The 24,668-nt window shown below is 69.5% G+C and carries 23 protein-coding genes and 1 riboswitch; of the genes, 1 reads left to right on the plus strand and 22 read right to left on the minus strand.

Annotation, left to right across the window (positions count from 1 at the left end; all coding sequences use genetic code 11):
* Window positions 1-57 precede the first annotated feature (57 nt).
* The 15 genes from cobN to ACTIFS_RS00575 all read right to left on the minus strand — a co-directional run bounded on the left by cobN (window position 58) and on the right by ACTIFS_RS00575 (window position 17,532).
* The gene (gene cobN / locus ACTIFS_RS00505; RefSeq protein ID WP_439572071.1) at window positions 58-3,783 is read right to left on the minus strand and encodes a cobaltochelatase subunit CobN; all 3,726 of its coding nucleotides are present in this window, start codon (window positions 3,781-3,783) and stop codon (window positions 58-60) included.
* Between the two features lie 3 nt (window positions 3,784-3,786).
* Window positions 3,787-4,809 (minus strand): cobalamin biosynthesis protein CobW, encoded by a 1,023-nt coding sequence (cobW, locus tag ACTIFS_RS00510; RefSeq protein WP_439572072.1) that lies wholly within the window; start codon window positions 4,807-4,809, stop codon window positions 3,787-3,789.
* Window positions 4,810-5,063: 254 nt separating this feature from the next.
* A riboswitch (cobalamin riboswitch) is annotated at window positions 5,064-5,260 on the minus strand.
* Between the two features lie 43 nt (window positions 5,261-5,303).
* Complete coding sequence (locus ACTIFS_RS00515) at window positions 5,304-6,092, minus strand: ABC transporter permease (RefSeq protein ID WP_439572073.1); 789 nt, start codon at window positions 6,090-6,092, stop codon at window positions 5,304-5,306.
* A complete protein-coding gene (locus ACTIFS_RS00520; RefSeq protein ID WP_439572074.1) occupies window positions 6,089-7,057 on the minus strand; it encodes an ABC transporter permease in 969 nt (322 codons plus the stop codon). Before ACTIFS_RS00520 ends, ACTIFS_RS00515 begins: the two co-directional genes overlap by 4 nt.
* The gene (locus ACTIFS_RS00525; protein WP_439572075.1) at window positions 7,054-8,601 is read right to left on the minus strand and encodes an ABC transporter substrate-binding protein; all 1,548 of its coding nucleotides are present in this window, start codon (window positions 8,599-8,601) and stop codon (window positions 7,054-7,056) included. The genes ACTIFS_RS00520 and ACTIFS_RS00525 overlap by 4 nt, the downstream gene beginning before the upstream one ends.
* Window positions 8,602-8,713: 112 nt before the next feature.
* Window positions 8,714-9,181 (minus strand): nickel-responsive transcriptional regulator NikR, encoded by a 468-nt coding sequence (nikR, locus tag ACTIFS_RS00530; RefSeq protein WP_439572076.1) that lies wholly within the window; start codon window positions 9,179-9,181, stop codon window positions 8,714-8,716.
* Window positions 9,182-9,302: 121 nt separating this feature from the next.
* Window positions 9,303-9,998: a GntR family transcriptional regulator gene (locus ACTIFS_RS00535; RefSeq protein ID WP_439572077.1), complete on the minus strand. Its 696-nt coding sequence runs from the start codon at window positions 9,996-9,998 to the stop codon at window positions 9,303-9,305.
* Window positions 9,995-10,906, minus strand: coding sequence for an aminotransferase class IV (locus tag ACTIFS_RS00540; protein WP_439572078.1), 912 nt, complete (start codon window positions 10,904-10,906; stop codon window positions 9,995-9,997). Before ACTIFS_RS00540 ends, ACTIFS_RS00535 begins: the two co-directional genes overlap by 4 nt.
* Before the next feature lie 14 nt (window positions 10,907-10,920).
* Window positions 10,921-11,718, minus strand: a complete 798-nt coding sequence (locus tag ACTIFS_RS00545; RefSeq protein ID WP_439572079.1) for an amino acid ABC transporter ATP-binding protein — start codon at window positions 11,716-11,718, stop codon at window positions 10,921-10,923.
* A gap of 3 nt (window positions 11,719-11,721) precedes the next feature.
* A complete protein-coding gene (locus ACTIFS_RS00550) occupies window positions 11,722-12,387 on the minus strand; it encodes an amino acid ABC transporter permease (protein WP_439572080.1) in 666 nt (221 codons plus the stop codon).
* Entirely contained in the window at window positions 12,384-13,064 is a 681-nt protein-coding gene (locus tag ACTIFS_RS00555) for an amino acid ABC transporter permease (RefSeq protein WP_439572081.1), read from the minus strand. The genes ACTIFS_RS00550 and ACTIFS_RS00555 overlap by 4 nt, the downstream gene beginning before the upstream one ends.
* A 16-nt stretch (window positions 13,065-13,080) precedes the next feature.
* Window positions 13,081-13,932 carry a transporter substrate-binding domain-containing protein gene (locus ACTIFS_RS00560; protein ID WP_439572082.1) on the minus strand — a complete coding sequence of 284 codons (852 nt, stop codon included), beginning with the start codon at window positions 13,930-13,932 and terminating at the stop codon, window positions 13,081-13,083.
* A gap of 132 nt (window positions 13,933-14,064) precedes the next feature.
* Window positions 14,065-14,928, minus strand: a complete 864-nt coding sequence (locus tag ACTIFS_RS00565) for an SDR family oxidoreductase (protein WP_439572083.1) — start codon at window positions 14,926-14,928, stop codon at window positions 14,065-14,067.
* A gap of 4 nt (window positions 14,929-14,932) precedes the next feature.
* Window positions 14,933-16,741, minus strand: coding sequence for an acyclic terpene utilization AtuA family protein (locus tag ACTIFS_RS00570; protein ID WP_439572084.1), 1,809 nt, complete (start codon window positions 16,739-16,741; stop codon window positions 14,933-14,935).
* Entirely contained in the window at window positions 16,738-17,532 is a 795-nt protein-coding gene (locus tag ACTIFS_RS00575; protein ID WP_439572085.1) for an enoyl-CoA hydratase-related protein, read from the minus strand. The genes ACTIFS_RS00570 and ACTIFS_RS00575 overlap by 4 nt, the downstream gene beginning before the upstream one ends.
* A 106-nt stretch (window positions 17,533-17,638) precedes the next feature.
* On the opposite strand from ACTIFS_RS00575, the gene ACTIFS_RS00580 reads away from it, so the two are divergent.
* Window positions 17,639-18,439 (plus strand): enoyl-CoA hydratase/isomerase family protein, encoded by an 801-nt coding sequence (locus ACTIFS_RS00580; protein WP_439572086.1) that lies wholly within the window; start codon window positions 17,639-17,641, stop codon window positions 18,437-18,439.
* Window positions 18,440-18,465: 26 nt separating this feature from the next.
* On the opposite strand, the gene ACTIFS_RS00585 is transcribed toward ACTIFS_RS00580, so the two are convergent.
* The 7 genes from ACTIFS_RS00585 to ACTIFS_RS00615 are packed head-to-tail and all read right to left on the minus strand — an operon-like array spanning window position 18,466 to window position 24,664.
* A complete protein-coding gene (locus ACTIFS_RS00585; RefSeq protein WP_439572087.1) occupies window positions 18,466-19,335 on the minus strand; it encodes a VOC family protein in 870 nt (289 codons plus the stop codon).
* Window positions 19,332-20,345, minus strand: coding sequence for an SDR family NAD(P)-dependent oxidoreductase (locus tag ACTIFS_RS00590; protein WP_439572088.1), 1,014 nt, complete (start codon window positions 20,343-20,345; stop codon window positions 19,332-19,334). Before ACTIFS_RS00590 ends, ACTIFS_RS00585 begins: the two co-directional genes overlap by 4 nt.
* 13 nt (window positions 20,346-20,358) lie before the next feature.
* Window positions 20,359-20,775, minus strand: coding sequence for a PaaI family thioesterase (locus ACTIFS_RS00595; RefSeq protein WP_439572089.1), 417 nt, complete (start codon window positions 20,773-20,775; stop codon window positions 20,359-20,361).
* A gap of 11 nt (window positions 20,776-20,786) precedes the next feature.
* Window positions 20,787-22,334, minus strand: coding sequence for a class I adenylate-forming enzyme family protein (locus ACTIFS_RS00600; RefSeq protein WP_439572090.1), 1,548 nt, complete (start codon window positions 22,332-22,334; stop codon window positions 20,787-20,789).
* Between the two features lie 10 nt (window positions 22,335-22,344).
* A complete protein-coding gene (locus ACTIFS_RS00605) occupies window positions 22,345-23,106 on the minus strand; it encodes an ABC transporter permease (RefSeq protein WP_439572091.1) in 762 nt (253 codons plus the stop codon).
* The gene (locus tag ACTIFS_RS00610; protein WP_439572486.1) at window positions 23,103-23,897 is read right to left on the minus strand and encodes an ABC transporter permease; all 795 of its coding nucleotides are present in this window, start codon (window positions 23,895-23,897) and stop codon (window positions 23,103-23,105) included. The genes ACTIFS_RS00605 and ACTIFS_RS00610 overlap by 4 nt, the downstream gene beginning before the upstream one ends.
* Window positions 23,897-24,664, minus strand: a complete 768-nt coding sequence (locus ACTIFS_RS00615) for an ABC transporter ATP-binding protein (protein ID WP_439572092.1) — start codon at window positions 24,662-24,664, stop codon at window positions 23,897-23,899. Before ACTIFS_RS00615 ends, ACTIFS_RS00610 begins: the two co-directional genes overlap by 1 nt.
* Between the last annotated feature and the right edge of the window lie 4 nt (window positions 24,665-24,668).

Raw genomic sequence — 24,668 nt, forward strand, 5'->3', positions numbered from 1 at the left:
GCAGGAATCGGAACCGTCCACAAGCCCCAAAAGCGGATACGAGAATACGTTATACTGTTACATGCTTTGATGGAAAGTCCGAGCCGTCGACGGGCGCTGCCGGAGCGCGGCGATCAGGTCGATGGCGGCATTCGACCTGGGCTGCCACAGCCCGCGCCGCACGGCCTCGGCGAAACGGTCCGCCATTTCCCGCAGCGCATCCGGATTGGCATCGGAGAGGAAGGCACGAACCGCCGGATCTGAGATATAGCCGGCAAACAGCATGTCGAAATGATGGGACCGGACCGCATGGGTGGTCGCTGCGAAGGCGAACAGATAATCGACGGTCGCCGCCATCTCGAAGGCACCCTTGTAGCCGTGACGCATGACTCCGGCGATCCATTTCGGGTTGCTGGCACGGCCGCGCACCACGCGGGCGATCTCCTCGTCGAGCGAGCGCACGAGCGGCGCCTCGGGGCGCGAGGTGTCGGTGTGGTAGACGGCCGGCGCCTTGCCGCTGAGCGCCTCGATGCTGGCCGCGGCGCCTCCCATGAACTGGTAATAATCGTCGCTGTCGAGAATATCGTGTTCGCGGTTGTCCTGCGCCTGCACGACGGCTTCGGCCATCGAAAGTCGCTGCGCCAGCAGGTCCGGCGCGGCCTCGCCCTGCCGGGCGCCGCCATAGGCATGGCCGCCCCAGGCGAGATAGGCGGCGGCGAAGTCGGCCCGGTCCTGCCAGCCGCCCTCGTCGATCAGCGCCTGGAGGCCCGCGCCATAGGCCCCGGGCCTCGCCCCGAACACGCGTGTCGCGGCCCGCCGGCCGGCCTCCTCGACATCCAGGCCGGCAGCAATCAGGTCCGCGCGTTCGGCCCGGGCATGGGCGGCGATCGGATTGGCCTCGTCGTCCTCGTCGAGCGCGGCAACGGCCCGCACGGCGCTGTCGATCAGATCCATCTGGCCGGGAAAGGCATCGCGGAACAGCCCCGAGACGCGGAAGGTCACATCCACGCGGGGGCGGCGAAGGTCGGCGGCGCTGACGATCTCGAAGCCGGTCACCCGACCGGAGGCCGGTTCCCAGACCGGACGGCAGCCCATGAGGGCCAGCGCCTGGGCCACGTCATCGCCGCCGGTGCGCATATTGGCAGTGCCCCAGGCGCTGAACACAACGGTGCGCAGCCATTCGCCGTGCTCCTGCCAGTGGCGCGCGACGAGCGCCTCCGCGCTCGCCAGGCCGATGGCGAAGGCAGCCTCGGTGGGCACGGCACGCGGGTCGACCGCGAAGAAGTTCCGCCCGGTCGGCAGCACGTCCGGCCGGCCGCGGCTGGGCGCGCCACTCGGACCGGGGGCGACGTGGCGGCCGTCGAGTGCCTTCAGGAAGGCGGCCGTTTCGGCCTGCCCGCAGGCGTCGAGATCGGGCAGCAGTTCGCGGGTGATCCAGTCCAGCACGGCGCGCGTGGCCGTCCAGTCCGGCGCGCAGGCGAGGGTTCCGGCCACCAGCCGGCGGGCCAGAACCTCCAGCCGCTCCACCGTGTCGCCATGGGTCCGCCAGGGACCGGAGGCGTCTGCGTCGAGCACGGCGGGGCGCGGGCCGTCATAGGCCTCGCCGAAGGTCCGCGCCAGCGGATCGAACGTGCCGAGGCCGAGATCGCGCGCCAGCGCGCGCGTCAGCGACTGCGCCGCATCCGACCCGCCCGGCCGGGGCAGGCGGGCAATGGCGAGGGCAAGATCGGCGCGCTGCTCGCCTTGGGGGGACGCGCCGAACACATGCAGGCCATCGCGGATCTGCATTTCCTTCAGGTCGCAGAGATGGCCATCGATGCGCCTGACCTGTTCCGCAAAGGAGGGGGCGGAGGCAAGCCCGAGATCGGCGTCGAGATTCAATGCGCCGGCAAAGGATGCGATGTCCTTCGCCAGGACATCGGCGCGGCGCGGGTCGAGATCGGCCGCCAGGGCATATTCGTCCGACAGCGCCTCGAGGCGCGCGAGGTCGGCGTGGAGACCGGCGCGCGACAGCGGCGGCGTCAGGTGATCGACAATCACCGCGGACGCCCGGCGCTTGGCCTGAACGCCCTCTCCCGGATCGTTGACGATGAAGGGATAGACATGCGGCAGCGGCCCGATCAGCGCCGCCGGCCAGCAGTCCTGCGACAGGCCGGTGCTCTTGCCCGGCAGCCATTCGAGATTGCCGTGCTTGCCGAAATGAACGAGGGCATGGGCGCCGAACGCCTGGCGCAGCCACAGATAGGTCGCGACGTAGCGGTGCGGCGGCACGAGGTCGGGGTCGTGGAAGGTCGCGGCCGGATCGATGTCGTAGCCACGCGAGGGCTGGATGCCGACCACGAGGTTGTCGAAGCGGTGCAGGGCAAGTTCGATCGCCTCGCCGACCCCATGCGGATCGTTGCTGGCGTCGCCCCAGCGGGCATCGAGCGCCGCTCGCAGGCGCGGCGACAGACCGGCGAGCGCCGCCCGATAGTCAGCGAGCGGCCAGCGCACGGCACCGGCAAAGCCGGCCGCATCGCGCGCCTTGCCCAGCGCGTTGGTCGGTCCGGCGGTCAGCAGGCCCATCAGCGCCGCACCGGTGCGCGGGGCTGAGCCGACGCCATAGCCGTGGCGCTCCATGGCCAGGATGGCATCGGCGCAGGATTGCGGTGTGTCGAGGCCGACGCCATTGGCAAGGCGGCCGTCGCGGTTCGGATAGTTGGCGAGAATGATGGCGACGCGCCTGTCGCGCACCGGCGTCCGCCGCAACCTGACCAGCGCAGCCGCGCGGGCGGCGGCGGCGGCCATCTGGGCGGCATCGTGACGGAGCACGGAGGGTTCGCCGGCCCTCGCCTCGCCGCCGGCGGGGCTCGCCTTGAAGGCGACCGGTCCTGCGATGATCCGCCCGTCGAGTTCGGGCAGGACCACGGTCATGGCAAGGTCCGAGGGATTGAGACCGCGGGCGGACGCCGCCCAGCTGTCCCTCCCCATGCCGGCAAAGGCGACCTGCAGGACAGGCGTCTCGCCGAACAGGGCGTCGGTATCGGCCGAGAAGGCCGTGGCGTTGACGATGACCGCCGGCCGGATCACGGCCAGCACCGTGGCCAGAAACTGCCGCGCAACCGCGTGCCTGAGGCTTGAGACGAACAGCGGGACGACCGACAGACCCTCGCCGGCCAGCGCCGACACCATGGCCTCGACGGCCTGAAGATCATGGGCCTGCACCAGCGAGCGATAGATTATCAGAAGCGCGTCGGCCGGCCGGGCCCGATGCCCTTCCAGGACGCCTGCGATCGGAGCCGGCACGGGCGGGGGCGTGTCATGCAGGACGGCACCGGTCGCGCGCGCGACCATCAGCGACAGCGCAAGCGCGGCATTGTCCGGCCCGCCCTCGTTGAGATAGCGCCAGAGCATCCGCGTGTCGGCCGGGTCGATGCTGCCTCGCGCCGCAAACGCCTCGTTCCAGCTCGCATCGCCCGGCACCATCGCCAGGCTTGCGCCCGGAACCGCGCGCGCCCATTCGACAAGGCGCTCCACGCCATGGGGCCAGTAGGACGTGCCTCCAAGGAGGCGCAGCACGACGAGGCGGGCCTGCGCCAGCGTGCGCTCGGCATAGAGATCGACCGACAGCGGATGGCCGAGCGCCTGGAAATTGGTCAGCGCAAGGCTCGGCGCGTCACGGCCGAGACTTGCATGGGCGGCAGCCAGCTGGGCCAGTTCCGTGTCGTGGCCGGAGATGAACACGATGTCGGCGGCCGGCTGCATGAGGTCGCGGGCGACCGAGCCGTCGTCCACCTCCCCTTGCGCCGGCAGCCGGACATGCATGGCTCAGGACCCCGCAAGCGCCGCGGACACCGCCGCAGCGTCGAAGCCCTTCAGCCCGATCACCACCAGTCCCGGCCGCGCTGCGCTGCCGGGAGCGGCAAACGCCGTATCGACCCGGTCGCCGACGCCCTGGACCACGAGAGCAGCGGGCTTGCCGGCAATCAGCGCATGGCCCTTGATGCGGAGCACGCCCTCGGTGGCCATCGCCTTGCGGAGGCGGGCCACAGCCTCGTCGCGCGAGCCGAACGGCTCCGGCGCCATCACCGTCGAATCGAAATCGTCGTGCTCATGGTCGGCACCCTCGCCGTGATGGCCATGACGGGAGGACAGGTCGTCCTCCGCGGCCCGCATCAGGCCGAGCAGCACGTCCGGCGCCAGCGTCCCGGACGACCGCACCAGACGGATGCCGGCGCGCAGGTGCGGGTGCAGTTCGGCCTCGATGGCATCGAGCCGGTCAGGCTGAACCAGATCCGTCTTGGTCAGCACGACGATGTCGGCACAGGCCAGCTGGTCCTCGAACACCTCCTCGATCGGCTCGTCATGGTCTTCGGGTTCCGGGCCGGCGGCCGCATGGTCGTCGAGGATCAGGCGGCCCTCGGCGAGAGCGGCGGCGTCGACCAGCGTCACGACGGCATCGACGGTGGCACGTCCCTTCACGGTCGGCCACTGGAAGGCCTTCACCAGCGGCTGCGGCAGGGCAAGGCCCGAGGTCTCGATCAGGATGGCGTCGAGCGGTGTCGAACGCGCGAGCAGCTTTTCCATGGTCGGGAGGAAGTCGTCGGCCAGCGTGCAGCAGATGCAGCCATTGGTCAGCTCCACCACGTCATCAGGCGCGCAGGAGGGCGCGTTGCAGCCGGCGATAAGCCCGCCGTCGAAGCCGAGATCGCCGAATTCGTTGACGATGACGGCGATGCGCTTGCCGTGGGCCTCGGTCAGGACATGGCGCAGCAACGTGGTCTTCCCCGCGCCGAGGAAGCCGGTGAGGATGGTGACAGGAATGGCGGCAGATGCCGGCGAAAGGGACATGGACGGAGCTTTCAGAATGGCGTGAGGAAAGGGATGGCGGACCGCGGACCGGCACGGTCGCGCAGCTTGGCCGCGGCCGACTTCGCCCGCTGGGGGCGCAGCCTGGCCGCGACGGCACAGAACCGGAGGAAGAAGGGTTCGGGCATGATGAAGGGTTCGGCGCGTCGGCGCCTTGAGGGCCAGCCCTGACGGTCGAGGCCCGGCATTCGGCCTCGCCAGCGCGCTCTCCGTGCACCCCGCCGGACAGCGTCCATCAGCAGCAGTTCCGAGCAGCCGGTCTCCTGGCTCGCGACTCGCCGCCGGCCTCACCTTCCCAGCCCTCGGGCCAGTGGTCTTGCGAGGCCGACTTGTCGCCTACAGTTGCGGGGGCAGCTGCGGCATCGGGCCGGGGCCCTGACCGCATTCCCGTTTCACCCGCCTTGCGGCGGGCACTGCTCGCTCCGATTGTCTGGCACATCGGCCGGGCCTCCACAAGCCGGCGGGCCGGATCACCGTCACCGGCCCTGCTGCTCCTGCGCCGCCATGGCGACCAGCGCGGAGGCGGTGACCATGCCGGCCGCCGGCACCACCCAGACCCACCAGGCCCTGTCGGCAAAGCTGAAGCCGCTGGCCAGCAACTGCCCCCAGCTCGTGGCCTCGGGATCGCCCAGACCCACGAAGGCGAGCGCCGCCTCGGCCACCATGGCGCCACCGAACAGGATGCCGGTGGCGGTGGCGGCCTGCGCGGCGACATTGGGCAGCATGTGCCGGCGGGCGATGGCCAGGCGCGACAGGCCGAGCGCCTCGGCGGCGCGGATGAACTCGGCCTGGCGCAGCGCCATGACCTCGACCCTGACGAGCCGCCCGACCATCGGCCATCGGGTGAGGCCGATGACCAGCGCCACGGCCAGCGTCGAACCGCCGAACAGCGCCACCGTCAGGATGGCGACCAGCAGGGTCGGCAGGCCGGCGGCAATGTCCGCAAGCCGCATCACCACCTCGTCCGCGACGCGGCCGCCGAGGGCGGCCGCCATGCCGGCGAGAATGCCGAGCCCGAGGGCGAGGGCGGTCGCCGGGCCGGCCACCAGCAATGTCGTCCGCCCGGCCTGCAGGACCGCCTGCAACATGTCGCGGCCGAGATCGTCGGTGCCGAGAGGGTGCGCCGCCCCGGGCGGCAGGAAAGGCGTCGAAATCGGCAGCTGCGCCAGCGAGCCCTGCGGCGCCGCCACCAGGCAGGTGCCGAACAGCAGGATCGCCAGCAGTGCCGGACCATGCCGGCCGCGCAGTTCCGGCCCGGCGGTCATGACGAAAGGTCCCCGGCCGTGCGCGGGTCGAGCCAGGCGACGAGGATGTCGGCGATCAGGTTGCCGAGAATGACGATGGCGCAGGCGGCCAGCACCGTCCCGATGACCAGAGGATGGTCGCGGGCGATGGTGGCCGCGACCGCCAGCCGGCCGAGGCCGGGCAGGGCGAAGACCGTTTCGACGATCACCACGCCACCGAGGATGCCGCCGAGACGCTGTCCGCTCAGGGTGACGATAGGGAGCAGCGCATTGGGCAGGGCATGGTTTCGACGCGTGCGGCCCAGTGACAGCCCCTTGGCGCGCGCGGTGACCGCATAGGGCCGGGCGAGTTCCAGGGCGAGACGCGTGCGCGTCATCAGCGCCATGAAGGTGACGTGATGGAGGGCCAGAGCCGTGACCGGCAGGATCAGGTGCCTCGCCATGTCCGCCACGGCGGCGATGCCGGTCGGAGACTGGCGCGGATCGAGAAGACCCTGGACAGGCAGGAGGCCGAGCCAGACCGCAAGGCCCAGCACCAGCCCCTGCGCCACGACATAGACCGGAACGGCATGGGCTGCCGCCATCAGACCGGTGAACAGTCCGGCGCCGCCCCTGCCGAGGCTGGCGGTGCCTAGGCCGAGACCGATCCCGATCAGGGCGGACAGGAGAATGGCCGGGACCAGCAGGGCGAGCGAAACCGGCAGGCTTTCCGCAATCAGTGTGCGCACCGGCGCCTGTGACCGGTAGGACTGGCCGAGGTCGCCCGTGGCGAGGCGCACCATGTGGTCGAGATAGCGCAGACCCAAAGGCCGGTCGAGACCATAGGCGCGCGTGATCTCCTCGATCTGGCCGGGAGCGCCATAGTCGCCGGCCAGCGCGACGGCCGGTCCGCCGGGGGCGAGGTTGATCAGGACGAAGGTGAGCGTCGCGACGGCCCACAGCGCGATGCCGGCCGCAATCAGGCGGCCGGCGAGGAAGGCCCTCACCGGCTCCTCCGCGCCGTCTCCGCGAACTGGCCGCCCCAGGGGGCGAAGCCGGAGAACCCGGCGTTCCATGCCGCGGTGAAGTCGGTCTCTACCAGCCACCAATAGGGCAAGTCTCGCGCGATGATGGCCTGTGCCTGCCGGTAAAGCGCGCCGCGCTCGCGGTCATCGACGGTGCGGCTGGCGGCGTCGAACAGGCGGTCCACCTCGGCATTGCTGTAGGCGGCGGCATTGGAGAAGGGCACGGCGCCGATGGTGCTCGAATGAACCATGCGCCTGACGCCGATCTCCGGATCGGTGCCGTTGCAGTAGGAGATCAGCGCGATGTCGAAGTCGCGCCGCGTGAACACGGCCTGCGCGAAGGCTGCGGGGTCGAGCGTGCGCACGCGCAGGGCGATCCCGACCTGCGCCAGATGCTGACGCATCAGCTCCGAATAGCGGGCGAAGGCCGGGAAGTGCAGCATGTCCAGCGTCAGGCGCTGGCCGCTCGCATCGCGCGGCAGCCCGGCTTCGTCCAGCAGGCGGTTGGCCGCGGCGATGTCGGGCCTGTAGCCGGCAAGCAGACCGGGCGCATGGGCCCAGCCGATGCCCGAGCCGATCGGCGCCTCGGCGACCCGGCCCTGGCCGAACACCACGCGCTCGAGGATCTGCTGGCGATCGACGGTGCGGGCGAAGGCCTCGCGCACCCGGCGATCGGCGAGCGCCGGGCGCTGCAGGTTGAACGACACGGTCATGATGCAGTTGGCGCCGCCGGCGGCGGAACGCGTTTCCATCAGCGTGACAGGGCGGCTGCGCAGCCGCTCGACATCGGCGGGAGCGACCCGCTGCAGCATGTCAATCTCGCCGCGGGAGAGCGCATTCACCTGCGTGGCTGCCTTGGGAATGACGCGGAAGACCAGTCGGTCCAGATGCGGCAGGCCCGGCTTGAAATAGCGGGTGTTCCGCACCAGCACGACCTGGTCGCCTTGGCGGTAGCTCTCGAAACGGAAGGGACCCGTGCCGACCGGGTTGAGATTGGCGGCGTGGGTGGCGATCTCGCCCTCGCCATAGACATGGCGCGGCAGGATCGGCGCCTCGGTCACGTCGAGCTGGCGCAGCAGGGCCGGATGCGGGCGCTTCAGCTGGAACACCACCGTGCGGTCATCGGGGGCGGAAATGGTGGCCACGGCCGGGGCAAGCCCCGCGCGGGCGCGCGCGTGAAGGCGGAACAGCACCTGCTCGAAGGTGAACCTGACGTCGGACGCGGTGAACGGGCGGCCGTCATGCCACTCGACCCCCGCCCTCAGGCGGAAGGTGACCGTCGTGCCGTCATTGGAGAAGGCCCAGGACTCGGCGAGTTCGGGAACCGGATTGCCATCGGGGTCGAGCGCCACCAGCCCGTTGAACAGCGAGGCGGCCACCGCATGGAGGGGACCGGCCGTCGAGATGGCGGGATTGAGATGCCCCGGATCGCCGCCGACGGCGATGACGGCCGTTTCGGACGGGGCCTGTGCGGACGCCTGGGGAGCGCCGATCAGCACCAGAAGCGCAAGGGCAAGCCATCGCATGGTGTAACGCTCCAGCGCCCCCGAAAGGGCAGAGGCAGGATGCCTGTCTGAAGCGGAGTATGCATGTTTCGTGCAAAGTGCCTACCGGCCCGGATCGCCCACACGCCCGTGGTCAATCGTGGTCATGATCGCGACCATGACCGAGGCGATGGCCGTGGCGCTTTCCAGGGCCAGCCGGCGCCCCGACAGGGATGACATGGAGGTTTCCGAACCGCACGCCGCGCTGCGTCACCACCCCGTCGGCAAAGGCCTGCACCTCGGCGACCGTGCCCTTCAGCACGCTGACCTCGAGGCAGTCCTCGTGGTCCATGTGGACGTGCAGCGTCGAGACCGACAGGTCATGGTGATGGTGCTGGGCGGTCGTCAGGCGTCGGGCGAGATCGCGCGTTTCGTGTTCATACACATAGGTCAGGGTCGCGATGCAGGGCGCATCGCCCGCTCCCGTCGCGTCCTGCCGTGACGCGGCCTCCCTGACGAGGTCGCGGATCGCCTCCGACCGGCTGCCATAGCCGCGCCGCTGCGCAAGCGCGTCCACCACGGTCAGCAGGTCGTCGTCGATGGTGATGGTGATGCGCTGCACGGCCCTCTCCCCGGTGCGTCGGTCCTGCCGAGTAGAGCACAGCCGGCGTGCCGATGCTGGCGCGGCGAATGCCGGGTGTCTGACCGCAGGATGGGCAACCTGCCCCGTCAGAAGGCAGGTTTCAGGGCCTGGCCTCGCCGACATAGGCCTGCATCTGCATGACACCGCGCTGCATGTGGTGCTCGATCTCGGCCAGCATCAGGTCGAGCCGGTCGCCGAGGGCGAGCGCGACATAGGCGCTGTGGGCATCGCTCAAGGGCCCGGCACGACCATGCGCCTTCTGATGGACCGCCAGATAGAGATGCAGGCGCGAGGCGATGCGCCGCCAGGTCTCGAGGAGCAGCCGGTGGCCGCAGAACTCATAGACGGTGGAGTGCAGGCGTACCTCGGCCAGCGAGGCGGCGAAGCCGTCTCCGTCTGGCAGGACGGCCAGCAGCGCCTTGTGGCGCTGCTTCAGGCTCTCGGCAAAGGCCGGTGTCCGGTGCTCCCACAATTCGCGGAAGGCCAGGGTCTCGAGCGAGGTTCGCATCGAGTAGATTTCCCGGACATCCTCGCGTGACAGGCTGATCACCCGTGTGCCGGTATAGGGCACGGTGACCAGCAGGCCCTCCTCGGCAAGCTGGCTCATGGCCTCGCGCAAGGGGCCGCGGCTGACCCCGAACTCGGCGGCAAGCTGCTGCTCGGTGACGGCGCTGCCGGGGGCAATGTGCCCGCCGATGATGGCATGGCGCAGCCGGTCGGCGATCTGCTCGCGGAAGGTCGCGCGCTGAACCTGGGTCACGCCGCGATCGGCCGCCAGCTGGATCTCGCTTCTCATCCCCCCACCCGTGCCAGATAGCGGTTGGACGCCTGCTGCGTGACCGGGCCAGGCTTGCCGGCTCCGATCACGCGTCCGTCGATGCGGGTGACGGGGGTGACGCCGCCGAGCGTGCCGGTGACGAAGGCCTCGTCGGCGGCATAGACCTCGGCCAGCGTGAAGGGCCGTTCCTCGGCCACGCCGCCGGCCGCACGCCAGGCATCGATCACCGCCTGCCGGGTCAGGCCCTTGAAGCAGAACATTCCGGTCGAGGTCCAAAGGGCGCCGCGGCGGACGATGAAGAAATTGGTCGAGTTGCAGCTGGCAACGAAGCCCTGCGGGTCAAGCATCAGGGCCTCGTCCGCGCCGGCATTGATGGCCTGGATGAGCGCCTGGATGAGGTTCAGGCGGCTGTGGGAATTGAGGCGCAGGTCGAACACGTCGGGCATGCTGGTGCGGAAGGTGGAGGTGAACAGCGTGAGGCCACGCGCCTTCGCCTCCGGCCGCGGGGTCTTGTATTCGGCGACGATGACCATCGTCGCCCTGCCGATGACGAAGCGTGGATCCTGGTTCGGCGTCTTCTTTAGGCCGCGGCTGACCATCAGGCGGATATGGGCACCGTCGGTCATGGCGTTGCGCTCAAGCGTTTCCCACACCGCCGCCTCGACCTCCTCGCGGCTGCGGCCGATGTCGAGCGCGATGGACCCCGCCCCCTCCCACAGCCGGTCGAGATGGGCTGCGAGCTGGATGATCCGGCCGTTCTTGAGCCTAAGTCCCTCCCAGACCCCATCGCCGAGCACGAAGCCGCTGTCGAAGACCGAGACGCGCGCCTCGCCACGCGGCACGAAGGCGCCGTCGACATAGACCAGCACGGTCTCGTTGCGGGGGTCGTCCAGATAGCCCTGGGCGCTGGCCTCGGTGCTGCTCATGGGTCGATGTCCTGTCAGAAGCTGAACCGGCGGTGGCCGGCAAGGAAAGCCTGGGTGAGCGGGCGCCGCGGAGTCTTCAGGACCTCGTCGGGGGTGCCCTGCTCGTAGATGCCGCCCTCGGCGAGGAACAGCACGCGGGTGGCCATGTGATAGGCAAAGCCGATCTCGTGGGTCACGAGCAGCATGGTGCGGCCGTCCTCGGCCAGCGACTGGATGGTGTTGAGAACCTCGCCGACCAGAGCCGGGTCGAGCGCCGATGTCGGCTCGTCGAACAAAAGGATCTCCGGCTCCATGGCGAGCGCCCGGGCAATGGCCACGCGCTGCTTCTGCCCGCCCGACAGATGCGAGGGATAGGCCTCCGCCCTGTCGGCAAGGCCGACGCGGCCAAGCTCGGCGAGCGCCTTCGGCCGGGCCTCGTCGCGCGAGAGGCGCTTCACGGTCACCAGCCCCTCCATGACATTGCCGATGACGGTCATGTGCGGGAACAGGTTGAACTGCTGGAACACCATGCCGACCTGCTGGCGCAGGCGGTTCAGTTCGCGCTCCTCATAGCGGATCTCGGAGCGCTCGCCGCGCCGGCGTTCGGTTCCGACCGCCTGACCGGCCAGTTCGACGCGGCCGGCATCGGGGCGTTCCAGGAAGTTGATGCAGCGCAGCAGCGTCGACTTGCCCGACCCGGAGGCGCCGAGGATGGCAATGCGGTCACCGGCCCGCACATCGAGATTGACGCCGGCAAAGACGGACGCGCCGCCGAAGCTCTTGGCGAGGCCCTTCAGGCCGAGCACGGGTGCGCCAGGGGGAGCGGAGGTCATGGCTCAATCGCTCCGCGCAAGGCGCCGCTCGAGCGCATAGGTCGCCCGGACCATCGGGTAGAGCAGCACGAAGAACAGGGCGCCGATGACCGTATAGACCTCCAGCGGGTTGAAGTTCAGCGAGGCGACCAGCTTGCCCTGATGCAGGAGCTCGACATAGGCGACCACCGAGGCGAGCGTGGTCATCTTGAAGATCTCGATGCCGCGGTTCGTCAGCGCCGGCAGCACGCGCCGCAGCGCCTGCGGCAGCACCACCCGGCGCAGGGTCTGGCTGGCCGACATGCCGATGGAGCGGGACGCCTCCCACTGGCCGGGCTCGATGGACTGGATGCCGCCCCGGTAGATCTCGGCCGAATAGGCGGCCGAGTTGAGCGAGATGCCGAGAATGGCGGCGATGAAGGGCGTGATCTCGACCGAGACGAGGATCGGCAGCGCGAAATAGAACCAGAGAATCTGGACGAGAACCGGCGTGTTGCGGAAAAACTCGATGAAGCCGATGGCCAGCCAGCGCAGCGGCGCGGGCCGCGACAGCCGCATCAGCGCCACCGCCAGTCCGAGCCCGAGACCGAGCACGAGGCAGATGGCGAAGAGGCGCAACGTGCCGGTAACCCCGGCAGCGAGTGCCGGCCAGTTGTCGAGGACGGAGGCGAAGTCCCAGGTGTAGGTCATGTGCGGGCCATCATCTCGCCGCTCGCCGCCATGCGCTTCTCCAGCCGCGAACCGAGGAACGAGAGCATCGAGATGGTGACGAAATAGATGAGCGCGGCGGCCGTGAAGACCTCCAGCGGGCGGAAGGTCTTCTGCGCCAGTTCGTTGGCCTGGTAGAGCAGGTCGGCGAAGGAGACGGTGGCGACCAGCGTCGTGGTCTTCATCAGCTCGATGGAGCGCTCCATCATGGCCGGGAACATGCGCTTGACCGCCTGCGGCAGGATGATGCGGCGCATGCACTGGGCAGCCGACATCCCCATGGCGCGCGCGGCCTCGCGCTGGCCCTTGTCGATGGAGACGATACCGGCCCGGAAGATCTCGGCGAAGAAGGCACCGGACTGGATCGTGAAGGTCAGGGCCGCGGCGAGGAACGGCGTCATCTCGACGCGCAGCACGATGGGCAGGCCGAAATAGAACCAGAAGAGCTGGACGAGCGGCGGCGTCGTGCGGAACACCTCGATGATGATCCCCGCCGGCATGGCGAGGGCCCTCAGCCCCGAGAGCCGCGCCAACGCCAGCGCCAGGCCGACGGGAAGCCCGCCGGCCAGTGCCACTGCCGTCAGTGCAAGCGTATTGCCGAGCCCTGCCAGAAGCAGGTCGGCATTGGCCCAGACGGCCGAGAAGTCCCAGGCATACATCGGCCGCGCCGGGCGATCAGCCGAGCATTTCCTTGATGATCGGCGGGGCCGACTTGGGGTCGAGGCCGAAGCCGGTCAGGAACTCCTCGTACCAGGTCTGGATCTGGCGGGTCCGGTAATATTCCTCCACGCGGGCATCGACCCAGGCGAGGAAGGCCGCATCGCCCTTGCGCACAGCCGCGCTTGAGGCATTGGACTGGGTCGGCTGCGGCACGACGATCTTGCCGGTGCCGAGGCGCTGGCGGGCGGCGATGAGCGGCGGATGGAACAGGCAGACCGCCTCCACGCGACCGGCCTGGAAGGCGGCGATCGCCTCGGTATTGCCGGGGAAGCGCTGGATGGCAGCCCTGGCGACATTGGCGGTGAGGTAGCGGTCCATGCTGGTCGCCTGCGGCACGGCGATGCGCACGTCAGGCTTGTTGAGATCCTCCCAGTTGCGCACCGCAAGGTCGTCCTTGGCGAGGACCGCCAGCGAGTAGTAGAGCAGCGGCGCCCGCGGGAAATCCACCGCCTGGGCACGCTCGGGCGTGGCGTCGAGCACATACATGATATCGATGCGGTTGGCCTGAAGGGCAGCGACGGCCGTGCCCCAGGTGACCTCCACCGGCTCGAAGCGCACGCCGAGCGCGGTCGCCATGGCCTTGCCGATCGAGACGCCCACGCCGCTGTTCCACTCGCCCGTGCGCGGGTCCTTGGAATACCACGGCGGCGCCTGGGTGACGCCGACACGCAGCGAACCGCGGCGCTTCACCTCCGCCAGGGTGCCCGTCTCCTGCGCCAGCGCAGGCGAAGCCGGCAGCATTCCGCCCGCCGGGGCGACAAGTGCGGTGATGGCCAGTCCCGTGCCGAATCTGCGACGGTCGATCATGTTGGGTCCCTCCAGGTGCGCCGGTGCGTCAGGAGGCTCCATGCAAAAGCTCTGATTGCAGATTGTCAACAATCTTGAATCGCACCCGGGTAGCGTGGAGGCCGGGCGGCTCGCCAAGACCTGCCGCGCCCGTCAGTCGGCCCTGAAATAATCCGGTCGGGGAATGGTCCACTGGTCGCCCCAGACCTGGTTTCCGCCGTCGACCACGACCACCTCGCCGGTGACGAACGCGCCACTCGGGCCGATCAGGTAGCTTACGGCATCGGCGACGTCGGTGGCATCGCCGAAGCGCTGCATGAGGTTGGAGCGCGGCAGGTCGCGGCGGGCCTCGTCGGAATAGACGTCCATGCCCTCGGTGGCGATGGTGCCCGGCGCCACGCAGTTGATGCGGATATTGAGCGGCGCCCATTCGATGGCCACCGTCTTCGACAGGTAGATCACGCCCGCGCGCGCGGCGCAGGTATGGGCCACCCCCGGCATGCCGCGCCAGATGACCGTGACGATGTTGACGATGGAGCCGGGCAGGCCGCGGTCACGCCAGCCGCGGGCGGCCGCCTGCATCATGTACCAGGTGCCGTTGAGATTGGTGTCGATGACGGCGTTCCAGCCCTTCACCGAATAGTCGATGGCCGCCTGCGGGAACTGGCCGCCGGCATTGTTGACGAGGTGGTCGAGCCGGCCAAAGCGCGCCCAGACCTCCTCATGCAGGCGACCGACATCCTCGGCATCGCGGATGGTGGTCGGCCGCACCAGCACCTCGGCACCGACGTCCCTCAGGATGGCGGCGGTCGCCTCCAGTTTCTCGGGCTTGCGGCCGCAGATGGCGAGTTTGGCTCCAAGCCTTGCACACTGGATGGCGATGGCCTTGCCGATGCCGCTGCCGGCCCCCGAGACCAGCACGACCTGGTCCTTCAGCAGGTCGTCGCGGAACGTGAGCGGCGCGGTCAGCGGGTCACGGCCCGGCGGCCGCGTGTCGGAGGACGGACGGTCAGTCATGGGGTCAGCCTCCGCGGGGCGCCGGCGCGAACCCGGCCGGGACGGGAACGGGACAGTCCATCAGCATCTGCGCAAAGGCCTTGCCCTGCGGATCGATGCGCAGCGAGCCCACGCCGCCGCCGCCGAGGCAGTCGTGCAGCACGAAGTTGAGCGCGTGGATGCCCGGCAGGTCGAAGCGTTCGACGCGGGTGACGCCGGTGTGCCGGAAAAAATCCGCCACGACCTCTGCCGTCAGGGCGGCGCGGATGAGGGGAAGGTCGGTGGGCCGCCGCGCAATGACGCCGATATTGGCCGAATTGCCCTTGTCGCCGGACCGGCCGACGGCGAGGTCGACCAGCGGCACGGTGCGGGCAGCCGCTGCTTCATCGCCAGAGACCGGAGGCTGGATCTCCGTCGTCTCGGTGTTCTCCGCCGGGGCCGACGACCCTTCGGGCATGGCGACGTCGAAGCGCTCGTCGCCCATCGTGACCGTGGCCGTGACGCTGTCCGCAGGAACGAGGAACGAAAAGCCGCGATAGACCGGCTGAACGCCCGGACGCCCGGCAAAGAAGCCGGTAAGGCCCTGGGCCATGCTGCTGGCGGCCGGCGCGATCTCGCGGGTCAGGATGGCGAGCGGCGCCTCCGAGGCGTGACGGGCGGCGATCTTCAGAACCACCTCGCGGGCGGCTGCGGCCTCGGGGCGCGCCTCAGCACCATAGGTCGCTTCCGCGCCCAGAACCTCGATGGAGGTCTCGGCGAAGGGACCATGGCCGGCAGCGGCGGCCAGGCGTTCTGCGCGCGCGAGGATAGCGGCCCCGGCACGCGCCGCCTTCGCCGCAGCATCGCGCCCGCCGATCGTGACCGTGCCGATGGTGCGGAAGCCGTCCTGCCAGGTGGCGCTGACCTTGAGGCTGCCGGTCGGCGGCGTCCCCCGGGCGCCCACGACCCGCACACGGTCCGGGCCGTCCTGCACCATGGTCACGGCGCGGAAATCGCAGGTCACATCCGGCAGCACATAGGCCGCCGGATCGCCGATCTCATAGAGCATCTGCTCGGCCACGGTGAGCGGGGTGATGCGGCCGCCGGTGCCTTGCGGTTTGCCCACAAGGAACGTGCCGTCCGCATGGCACTCGACCACCGGAAAACCCATATCCTCCCATCCGGGCACCTCGTGCCAGTCGGTGGCGATGCCGCCGGTGACCTGCGCCCCGCATTCGATGAGATGGCCGGCAAGGCTGCCGGCGGCGAGCCGGTCGTGGTCGGTCGGCTGCCAGCCGAAGCCGTGCATGAGCGCGCCGAGCGTGACGGCGGAATCGACACAGCGGCCGGTCACCACGATATCGGCGCCGGCCGCCAGGGCCGCCACGATCGGGCCGGCACCCAGATAGGCATTGGCGCTGGCCAGGCGCTCCGGCATGGCTAAGCCGGTGAACATCTCCACCGTCCCGCGGGCCCGGAAGATATCGATGTGCGGGAGAAGATCGTCACCGGTGACGACGGCGATCTTCGGCGTAAGGCCCAGCGCATTTGCGCGGCGCGCCAGTTCGGCGGCGGCGGCCGGCGGGTTCATGCCGCCGCCATTGGAAATCACCCGGATGCCGCGCGCCATGATCTGCGGCAGCAGCGGCGCCACCACATCGACGAAATCCGGGACATAGCCAAGCTCGGGCTTGCGCGCACGGATGCGGGCCAGCAGCGCCATTGTGATCTCGGCGAGATAGTCGAAGACCAGGTAGTCGATCCCGCCCTGTTCGACGAGCTGGCGGGCACCGTCCGTGCTGTCGCCCCAGAAGCCGCCGGCCCCGCCGATGCGGATAGGCTTGTCCGCGCTCATGACCCGCTCCCCGCAGGTGGCGCCCAGCGCGGAGGGCGCCGCTCGTTGAAGGCGCGGAAGCCTTCGACCGCGTCGTCGGTCCTGGCCAGAAGCGGCAGCACGCGCTGGGCATATTCGACGCCGTCGAGATAGGGCATGGCGGCGATGGTGTTGAGGGCGCGCCGGCCGAAGCGCATGGCGGTCGGAGCCCCGCCGGCAAGCGTCGTGACGAGCGCCTCCACGCGGGCGTCGAGATCGGCCGCCGGCACGGCCTCGTTCACGGCGCCGATGGCGACGCCCTCGGCCGCGGAAACAGGCTTGCCGGTCGCCGACAGGCGCATGACGTCGCGCCGGGAGAGCGTGCGCAGCATGGCCGGCAGGATCATCAGCGGAAACAGGCCAAGCGTGACCTCCGGCGTCCCCAGACGCACATGATCGGCCGCGATGGCGAAATCGCAGGCGCAGACGAGGCCGAAGCCACCGCCGAGCGCATGGCCGTTGACGCGGGCAATGGTTGCGACCGGGGAGGCCTCCATGGCGCGAAACAGCGCCGCCACCGGATTGTCGAGCCGGTTGGGATCGCCGCGGAACGGATCGCCCTCGGCATCGCTTTTCAGGTTGCCACCGGCGCAGAACACTTTCGTGCCGGCGCCAGTGATGACCACGGCGCGGATGCCCTCGCGACGGCCTGCCTCCTCGACCCCGGCGATCAGCTCGGCCAGAACGGCATCGTCCAGGGCGTTGCGCCGATCCTCGCGGTCGATGGTCAGCCAGAGCGCTGCGCCGCGCTCGTCAACGCGCACCTCGGCCATGATTTCGCTCCCATTGAATGTCATTCATTTTTGTCAGACTGTAGCGGAAACCGCCCACCGATCAAGGCCGGGCGACACAGGGCCCGCCGCCCCAAGGGAGACGACCATGAGCACCGGCGACAGTGGACCCCCCGCGGTCATCCTGGAACAACATGGTGCCGTGGCCCTGATCCGGCTCAACCGGCCACGCCAGTTGAACGTGCTCGACCCGGCCCTGGGCCGGGGGCTGGTCGCGGCCGTCGGCGAGGCGGCGGCGGATGACAGCATCCGCGCCGTCGTGCTGGCCGGTGCGGGGCGGTCCTTCTGTGCCGGCGGGGATCTCTCGGTCTTCCATAGCGATCCGGACCGCGCGCCGGAGGCGGCCGGCGAACTCATCGACCTGTTCCACACCGCGCTGCGTGGCATCGCGATCATGCCCAAGCCGGTGATCGCCGCCGTGCAGGGACCGGTGGCCGGCGGCGGATTTTCGCTGGCGGTTGCCTGCGACCTCGTTATCGCCGCCGAGGATGCGAGCTTCCTGGCCGCCTATACCAGGCTCGGCACCAGCCCGGACGGCGGGCTCACCTGGTCGCTGGCAAGCCTTGTCGGACGCCGCCGCGCGCTGGACCTCGTGCTCACCAACCGGCGGCTCGATGCCGCAACGGCGCTCGCCTGGGGCCTGGTCAACGACGTCGTCCCGGCTGATGCGGTGGAGGCACGCGCCCTGTCGCTGGCCGCCACGTTCGAGACCGCCTCGGCGGCCACCACCGCCGCCGTCAAGCGTCTGGTCGGCGACGCGCCGGCCCGCTCCTTCGACGCCCAGCTCGATGCCGAGCGCGCGTCCTTCGTTGCCCGTGCCGCAACCGCCGATTTCCGCGAGGGGATCGCTGCCTTCATTAAACGCCGAGCCCCGGTCTTTCCGGATTGAGGCGCTGAACGGCCCGGCCGGCGATCTCAACCGGCCGCCTGCAGGCCATCCTCGACGAAGCCGAGCGACACGCCGTTCAGGCCCGAAGCCGGAACACGCTGGCCGATGGCGGTGAGGCGCGCTGCGGCCAGGGCCGAGCCGATGTCGCGGGTGGCGATGTCGACCGCCACGACCCCTTCGGCTCGCGCGCCGGCAAGGGCTTCCGCCGACAGCCGGGCCGCAAGCGCGGCGATCGGGGCGTAGTGCATCGTGGCGCGCCCGTCGCGGCCGCGGACGAGGACGCCGCCGGACGCCTCAGCCACCTCAAGACCCGTCGCCGCGGAGAAGGCGGCAGCCTCGCGTGCGGGATCGGCGGCCGCCACATAGACGGTCGCGATGCCGACCGCATGGTTGCGATGGCGCGTCAGGTCCGGCAGCCAGACCCAGTCGGGCGTCAGGTGCTGGCAGACGAACAGGCCGATGCCGGCCGTCGTCACGCCGGGCGGCCAGCGGACGATGCCGAAACGCGCCTCGCCCTCCAATCCGTCCGGCCTCCGGACAGCCCGGCCGAAGATTCCCGGCCCCACGGGCGCATGTCCCTGCCCGCGCATGAACGAGGCCACAGCATCCGCATCGTCCGAAGCCAGTGCGAAATGCTCGACGCCCTCGCCTTCGCCGATGAAGGCCAGCGTGCGCGCATTGTAGTCGGTCGCGCGCGCCACGCCGAGCAGCTCGATATAGTCGCGGCCGAGCATGATGGTGTGGTTTGCCGTGCCAAGCTCGGGGGGATGGAAGCCCTGCGGCGACAGCGTGAAGCCGAGCGCCGTCCAGCCGGCAGCCGCCTGTTCCAGGTCACCGACGGCGATGACCAGATGATCGAGCCCGGCAATCGGGGAGCTGTGCGAGGCGGCGCTCACGGCTCCACCACGACCTTGCCCATAACCGCACGCCGGTCGAGCACCGACATGGCATCGGCCGCCCGGTCGAGGCTGAATCGCTCGGGATGCAGGACCGGTTTCAGGCTGCCGGCCTTCACGAGGCCGAGCAGGTCGATCACGTCCTGGCGGCTCCAGCCGTTCGAGCCGATGACGTTCAGCTCGAAGGTCCAGATGAAGCGGATGTCCTCGGGCGGGTTGTAGCCTGCCGTTGCGCCGCAGGTGAGCAGCCGGCCGTCGCGCTTCATGACGCGGAGCGAGCGCGTCCAGGTGTCGCCGCCGGTGAAGTTGACGACAACGTCCACCCCCTTGCCCTCGTCCTGGAACACGCGCGCGCGGCCGAAGAGGGCTTGGCTCGCCTTCACGAAGTCATCGGTCGCATAGTTGATCAGATGGTCCGCACCGATCTCGGCGAGCCGCGCGAGCTTCTCGTCCGACGAGGCGCAGACCGCAACCGTCGCGCCCGCCTGCTTGGCCAGCTGCACGCAGCAGGTGCCGACCCCGCCGGAGGCTCCGAGGATCAGTACGGTCTCGCCGGCGGAGACTTTTCCGCGCGCGATCATCATGCGGTAGGCGGTTCCGTAGGCGACCGGCAGCGCCGCCGCGTCGGCATAGGAGATGGCGGCATCCAGCGGCACGAGCTGGTGGGCCGGGATGCGGACATATTCGGCAAGGCCCCCGTCATAGGTCTCGCCGGTCAGGCCGCCCTTCACCCGGTCGATGGGATCGACGAGCACCCGGTCGCCGACCTTGAAATCTGCCACTGACGCGCCGACCGCGACGATATCGCCGGCAATGTCGATGCCGATGATGATCGGCATCGGCACCTTGATGCCGGGCATGCCGTTGCGCGTGAACACGTCGTGATAGTTCAGCGTGCAGGCCCTGACGCGCAGGACGACGTCGTCCGGACCCGGCGTCGGATCGGGCCAGTCCGTCCGATAGGAGAAGGCCTCGTTGCCCCCGTGGTTCATCAGCACCATTGCGCGCATGGCTGTTCCTTCCCTATCCGGTCTGCGAGCCGTAGGTGCCGCGGCCGATGGCGACCAGCGATCCCCTGGCATCGAGGACGTCGATGTCGCACACGGCGACGGTGCGTCCGAGGCGGCGCACCGTCGCCCGGGCGGTGAGCTGCGGTCCCGTCGCGGGCTTGAGATAGTCGACCCGCAGGTTGATGGTCGGCACGCCGCCACCCACCGCGGCGGCCACGGCCAGGTCGCCGATCGTGTCGATGAACGAGGCAATCGGCCCGCCATGGAACTGGCCCGACCCCGTGGCCCGCTCGTGTTCCGGCTTGAGTGGCAGGCTGCCGGTCACGACGCCGGCCGCGTCGATGTCGATCGCGTCCATGCCGAGCGCCGCGATGGCCGGCGACTGCCGGAACCCGGCAACGATCCGTGCGAATGCATCCTGGTCGATCATCGGCTGCTCCTTCAGGCCAGACCCTTGTCGGCGCGTTCGCCGCGACTGCGCCGCTCTGCCGCGATGGTGGCGGCACGACGGGTGAGGCCGCTGCGGTCGGGCTTGTTGGTGGCGGCAAGCGGAATTTCGGAAACGATCTCGACGAAGCGCGGATGGGCGAAGGCCGGACCGTTGGCGAGGGCGAAGGCCTTGATCTCCTCCTCCGTGACCGACAGGCCCGGTCGCGCGACCACGAAGGCGAAGGGCAGCGTGCCCTTCACGTCGTCGGGCACCGGCACGACCATCGCCTGGTGCACCGCCTCGTGCCGCTCCAGCAGCTTCTCGACCTCGCCGGGCCAGACATTCTCGCCGCCGACCACGAACATGTCGTCGGCCCGGCCGACGAAATAATAGAAACCGTCGGTATCGCGGCGCATGATGTCGCCGGACCGGTACCAGCCCTCGCGCAGGGCCTCGCCGGTCTTCTCCGGCAGGTTGTGATAACCCTCCATCAGCGAGGGATTGCGCATGTAGAGAACGCCCTCGTCGGGCGAGGGACCCTCGCGCAGTTCCATGGCGCCGCCATCGACCGGATAGCCGAGCGAGATCACCGGACGCGGCTTGCCTTCGGGGTGCGGCCCGAAGACCACGGGTCCCGCTTCGGTGGTGCCGTAGCTGTTGGACAGGATGGCGTCGGGAAACAGCGCCTCGACCTTGTCGATCAGGGCCTGGGTCAGCGGCGCCGAACCCATCATCACGCGTTTGACCGAGGAGAGGTCGAGGGTTGCGAACAGCTCCTTCTCGCGGGCGCACAAAGCGAGCATGGTCGGGACCGAGGTCAGCCAGGTGACTCGGTGGCGCGCGACGGCCTTCAGATAGGCAGCCGCGTTGAAGGAGGGCATCAGCACGAAGCTCGCCCCCCCGAGCAGCGCCATCTTGACGCTGAAGGTCGCGTTCATGTGGTAGAGCGGCGCCGCGACGATGTAGCGGTTGGCGGACACGTCCCCGAACAGTTCGGACGCCTTGGCGAGGCCCCAGAGCTGCGAGGCATGCGACAGCAGCACCCCCTTGGGCCGCCCGGTCGACCCGGAGGTGTAGAGCATCATGCCGACCTCGTGCGGGTCCGGCCTGACGGGCGTGAAGGGGCCGGGGCTGAGGAGATCGTCGAAGGCGCCGGCCTCCAGGGCGATGGCCGGCAGGCCTTCCGGCACCAGCCTCACATGCGCGCCGTCATGGAACACCGCCTTCAGCGCAGCATCCTGGACGATGTAGTCGACGATGTCGGTCGCCAGTTTGATCGAGATCGGGACCGTGACCAGGCCTGCCCGCATCGTGCCGAGAAAGGCGACGACATAGCGCCAGGAATTGAAACCGAGGATGCCGATGCGGTCGCCCCGCCGGAAGCCGCGCGCGAGAAGGCCGCGCGCCAGCGCATCCGCCTGGCTGCCGAGTTCGCCATAGGTGAGCGAGACCGGATTTTCCGGGTCGGCGACATCGATCAGCGCGACCTTGTCGGCGCGCCCGGCGACATCGAAGCAATCCCCGAGATTGCGGGCGAGAAGATCTGACGGATCCATCATCAAACAGCCTCTAGGTTCGCCGCCAGGGAACGAGAGCCCGGTGCGCGGCGCGGGTCATGGCACCGGCCAGCGCGCCCATCACGCCCAGCCCGATGATCGCCGCGAACATGACGGAGACGTTCAGGTCGGAGGCAAAGGTCTTCACGATATGTCCAAGCCCCCGGGGGCTTGCGATGAACTCGGAAACGACGCATCCGACGAAGGCGAGGACGACGGCGATCTGGATGCCGGCCATGATGGAATCGACCGCACCGGGCAGTTTCACGTCGAGGAAGATGCGCAGGCGCGAGGCACCGAAGGCCCGGTAGAGATCGATCAGGGCCGGACTGACGCCGCGGACGCCGACGATGGTGTTGACGAAGACCGGGAAGAAGCACAGCAGCGCGACGGTCGCGACCTTCGAGGGCAGCCCGATTCCGAGATAGACGACGATCAGCGGCGCGATCGCAACCGTCGGCATGGACTGCGTGGCGATGACCAGTGGATAGACAGCGAGCGCCAGCGGCCGGATTTCCGCGACAAGCGAGCCGAGGACGATGGCGACGACGACGCCGATGGCGAGCCCCGTCGCGGTGCCCTGAAGGGTGAAGGCGGCATGCTCGTAGAGCGTGCCCACGACCCATCCCTGGTAGAGCGCCTGACCGATGGAGGTCAGTGGCGGCAGGACGAAGGGCGGCAACTCGAACAGCCAGATCGCCGCCTCCCACGCGAGGGCGCAGGCCGCGAGCGTCGTCAGTGTCGCCAGGAGGGTCTTGAGCCGGTCCGCGATCATGCGACGGATCCTGACGCGGTGGTGGCGGTGGCCCGGTTCCAGAACACGATCCGCCGATGGGCGAGGCGAACCAGCGCATTGCCGACGACGCCGATCAGTCCGAGCGTCAGGATCGCGGCGAAGACCGTCGGCAGATCGAAGGCGTTCGAGGCGTCCTGGATGAGGAAGCCCATGCCACGGGTGGCACCGATGAACTCCATGACCACGCAGCCGATCAGCGCGAAGGACACGGCGACCTCCAGCCCCGCGAAGATGGTCGGCGCGGCGGTCGGCACCTTGACCTCGAAAAAGCGCGCCAGGCGCGAGGCGCCCGCTGCGCGCAGCAGGTCGATCAGGTTCGGGTCGGCCGCTCGGAACCCGACGAGGCCATTGACGAAAACGGGGAAGAAACAGATCAGGGCGACAAGGAGCGTCTTGCCCTCCAGCCCGAAGCCGGCCCACAGGAACACCAGCGGCGCGATGGCGACCTTCGGAATCGCCTGGATCGCCGTCAGCGGCGCGATCAGGAAGCGTTCGACCGGCCGGAACTCGGCGATCAGTCCCGCCAGGATCAGCGCCACGGCGGAACCGGCCAGATAGCCGAAGATGGTCGCCTGCAAGGTCGACACGAGGTGGCGCCAGACGAGCGGGTTCTGCGCGCCTTCAACCATTGCCACGGCGACGCGGCCGGGCGCCGGCAGCAGGTAGGAGGGCACGGCGCCCGATGCTGTGGCGGCCTGCCAGCCCGCGATCGCCAGCGCGAGGGCGGCGGCGGGATAGGCCAGCTCGGCCAGTTGCCGGCGCAGCGCCATCACGGATTGGCCTCCGTCGCCCGGAACTGCGCGCGCAGGTGGCTGGCCAGCGCGACAAAGCGGCGATCGTCGAGGGTTGCCATCGTCCGTGGCCGGGGCAGGTCGACGGCAACCTCCTCGATCACGCGGCCGGGGCGCGGCGACATGACCAGGACGCGGTCCGACAGATAGACCGCCTCGGGGATCGAATGGGTGATGAACAGGACCGACTTGCGGGTGCGGGCCCAGATCCGCTGGATCTCGTCCATCATTGTCTCGCGTGTCATGGCGTCCAGCGCGGCAAAGGGCTCGTCCATCAGCAGCATGGCCGGGTCGTGGACCAGGCCGCGGGCGATGCCCACCCTCTGCTGCATGCCGCCCGACAGTTCGTGCGGATAGTGGTTCTCGAACCCCGCCAGACCGACCAGTTCGATGAGCGCCTGCGCCTTGTCGCGATAGTCCCGGACATTGCGGCCCATGGCGCGGATCGGCACCAGCACATTGTCGATCACCCGCCGCCAGGGCAGGAGCGTCGGCTGCTGAAAGACGATGCCGGCGTCGGGCCGCGGCCCTGTGATGCGCTCCCCATCCAGCGTCAGGCTGCCGGCCGTGGGGAGGATGAGGCCCGAGGCCAGCTTGAGGAGGGTCGACTTGCCGCAGCCCGAAGGCCCGAGGACGGAGACGAACTCGCCGTCTCCGACACGGAAGTCGAGCCCTTCAAGTGCCGTGAGCGGCCCCCGGCTCGTCTCATAGACGAGACCGACATTCTCGACGGTCAGGCGATGCATTGCA

This window comes from Phreatobacter sp. (genome assembly GCF_051860605.1).
Classification (GTDB): Bacteria; Pseudomonadota; Alphaproteobacteria; order Rhizobiales; family Phreatobacteraceae; genus Phreatobacter.

Excerpts from the sequence above, each read along its gene's own strand:
- cobN (WP_439572071.1), bottom strand. The coding sequence starts at position 3,783 with ATGCATGTCCGGCTGCCGGCGCAAGGGGAGGTGGACGACGGCTCGGTC.
- cobW (WP_439572072.1), bottom strand. The coding sequence starts at position 4,809 with ATGTCCCTTTCGCCGGCATCTGCCGCCATTCCTGTCACCATCCTCACC.
- ACTIFS_RS00515 (WP_439572073.1), bottom strand. The coding sequence starts at position 6,092 with ATGACCGCCGGGCCGGAACTGCGCGGCCGGCATGGTCCGGCACTGCTG.
- ACTIFS_RS00525 (WP_439572075.1), bottom strand. The coding sequence starts at position 8,601 with ATGCGATGGCTTGCCCTTGCGCTTCTGGTGCTGATCGGCGCTCCCCAG.
- ACTIFS_RS00535 (WP_439572077.1), bottom strand. The coding sequence starts at position 9,998 with ATGAGAAGCGAGATCCAGCTGGCGGCCGATCGCGGCGTGACCCAGGTT.
- ACTIFS_RS00540 (WP_439572078.1), bottom strand. The coding sequence starts at position 10,906 with ATGAGCAGCACCGAGGCCAGCGCCCAGGGCTATCTGGACGACCCCCGC.
- ACTIFS_RS00545 (WP_439572079.1), bottom strand. The coding sequence starts at position 11,718 with ATGACCTCCGCTCCCCCTGGCGCACCCGTGCTCGGCCTGAAGGGCCTC.
- ACTIFS_RS00550 (WP_439572080.1), bottom strand. The coding sequence starts at position 12,387 with ATGACCTACACCTGGGACTTCGCCTCCGTCCTCGACAACTGGCCGGCA.
- ACTIFS_RS00555 (WP_439572081.1), bottom strand. The coding sequence starts at position 13,064 with ATGTATGCCTGGGACTTCTCGGCCGTCTGGGCCAATGCCGACCTGCTT.
- ACTIFS_RS00560 (WP_439572082.1), bottom strand. The coding sequence starts at position 13,932 with ATGATCGACCGTCGCAGATTCGGCACGGGACTGGCCATCACCGCACTT.
- ACTIFS_RS00565 (WP_439572083.1), bottom strand. The coding sequence starts at position 14,928 with ATGACTGACCGTCCGTCCTCCGACACGCGGCCGCCGGGCCGTGACCCG.
- ACTIFS_RS00570 (WP_439572084.1), bottom strand. The coding sequence starts at position 16,741 with ATGAGCGCGGACAAGCCTATCCGCATCGGCGGGGCCGGCGGCTTCTGG.
- ACTIFS_RS00575 (WP_439572085.1), bottom strand. The coding sequence starts at position 17,532 with ATGGCCGAGGTGCGCGTTGACGAGCGCGGCGCAGCGCTCTGGCTGACC.
- ACTIFS_RS00580 (WP_439572086.1), top strand. The coding sequence starts at position 17,639 with ATGAGCACCGGCGACAGTGGACCCCCCGCGGTCATCCTGGAACAACAT.
- ACTIFS_RS00590 (WP_439572088.1), bottom strand. The coding sequence starts at position 20,345 with ATGCGCGCAATGGTGCTGATGAACCACGGGGGCAACGAGGCCTTCTCC.
- ACTIFS_RS00595 (WP_439572089.1), bottom strand. The coding sequence starts at position 20,775 with ATGATCGACCAGGATGCATTCGCACGGATCGTTGCCGGGTTCCGGCAG.
- ACTIFS_RS00600 (WP_439572090.1), bottom strand. The coding sequence starts at position 22,334 with ATGATGGATCCGTCAGATCTTCTCGCCCGCAATCTCGGGGATTGCTTC.
- ACTIFS_RS00605 (WP_439572091.1), bottom strand. The coding sequence starts at position 23,106 with ATGATCGCGGACCGGCTCAAGACCCTCCTGGCGACACTGACGACGCTC.
- ACTIFS_RS00610 (WP_439572486.1), bottom strand. The coding sequence starts at position 23,897 with ATGGCGCTGCGCCGGCAACTGGCCGAGCTGGCCTATCCCGCCGCCGCC.
- ACTIFS_RS00615 (WP_439572092.1), bottom strand. The coding sequence starts at position 24,664 with ATGCATCGCCTGACCGTCGAGAATGTCGGTCTCGTCTATGAGACGAGC.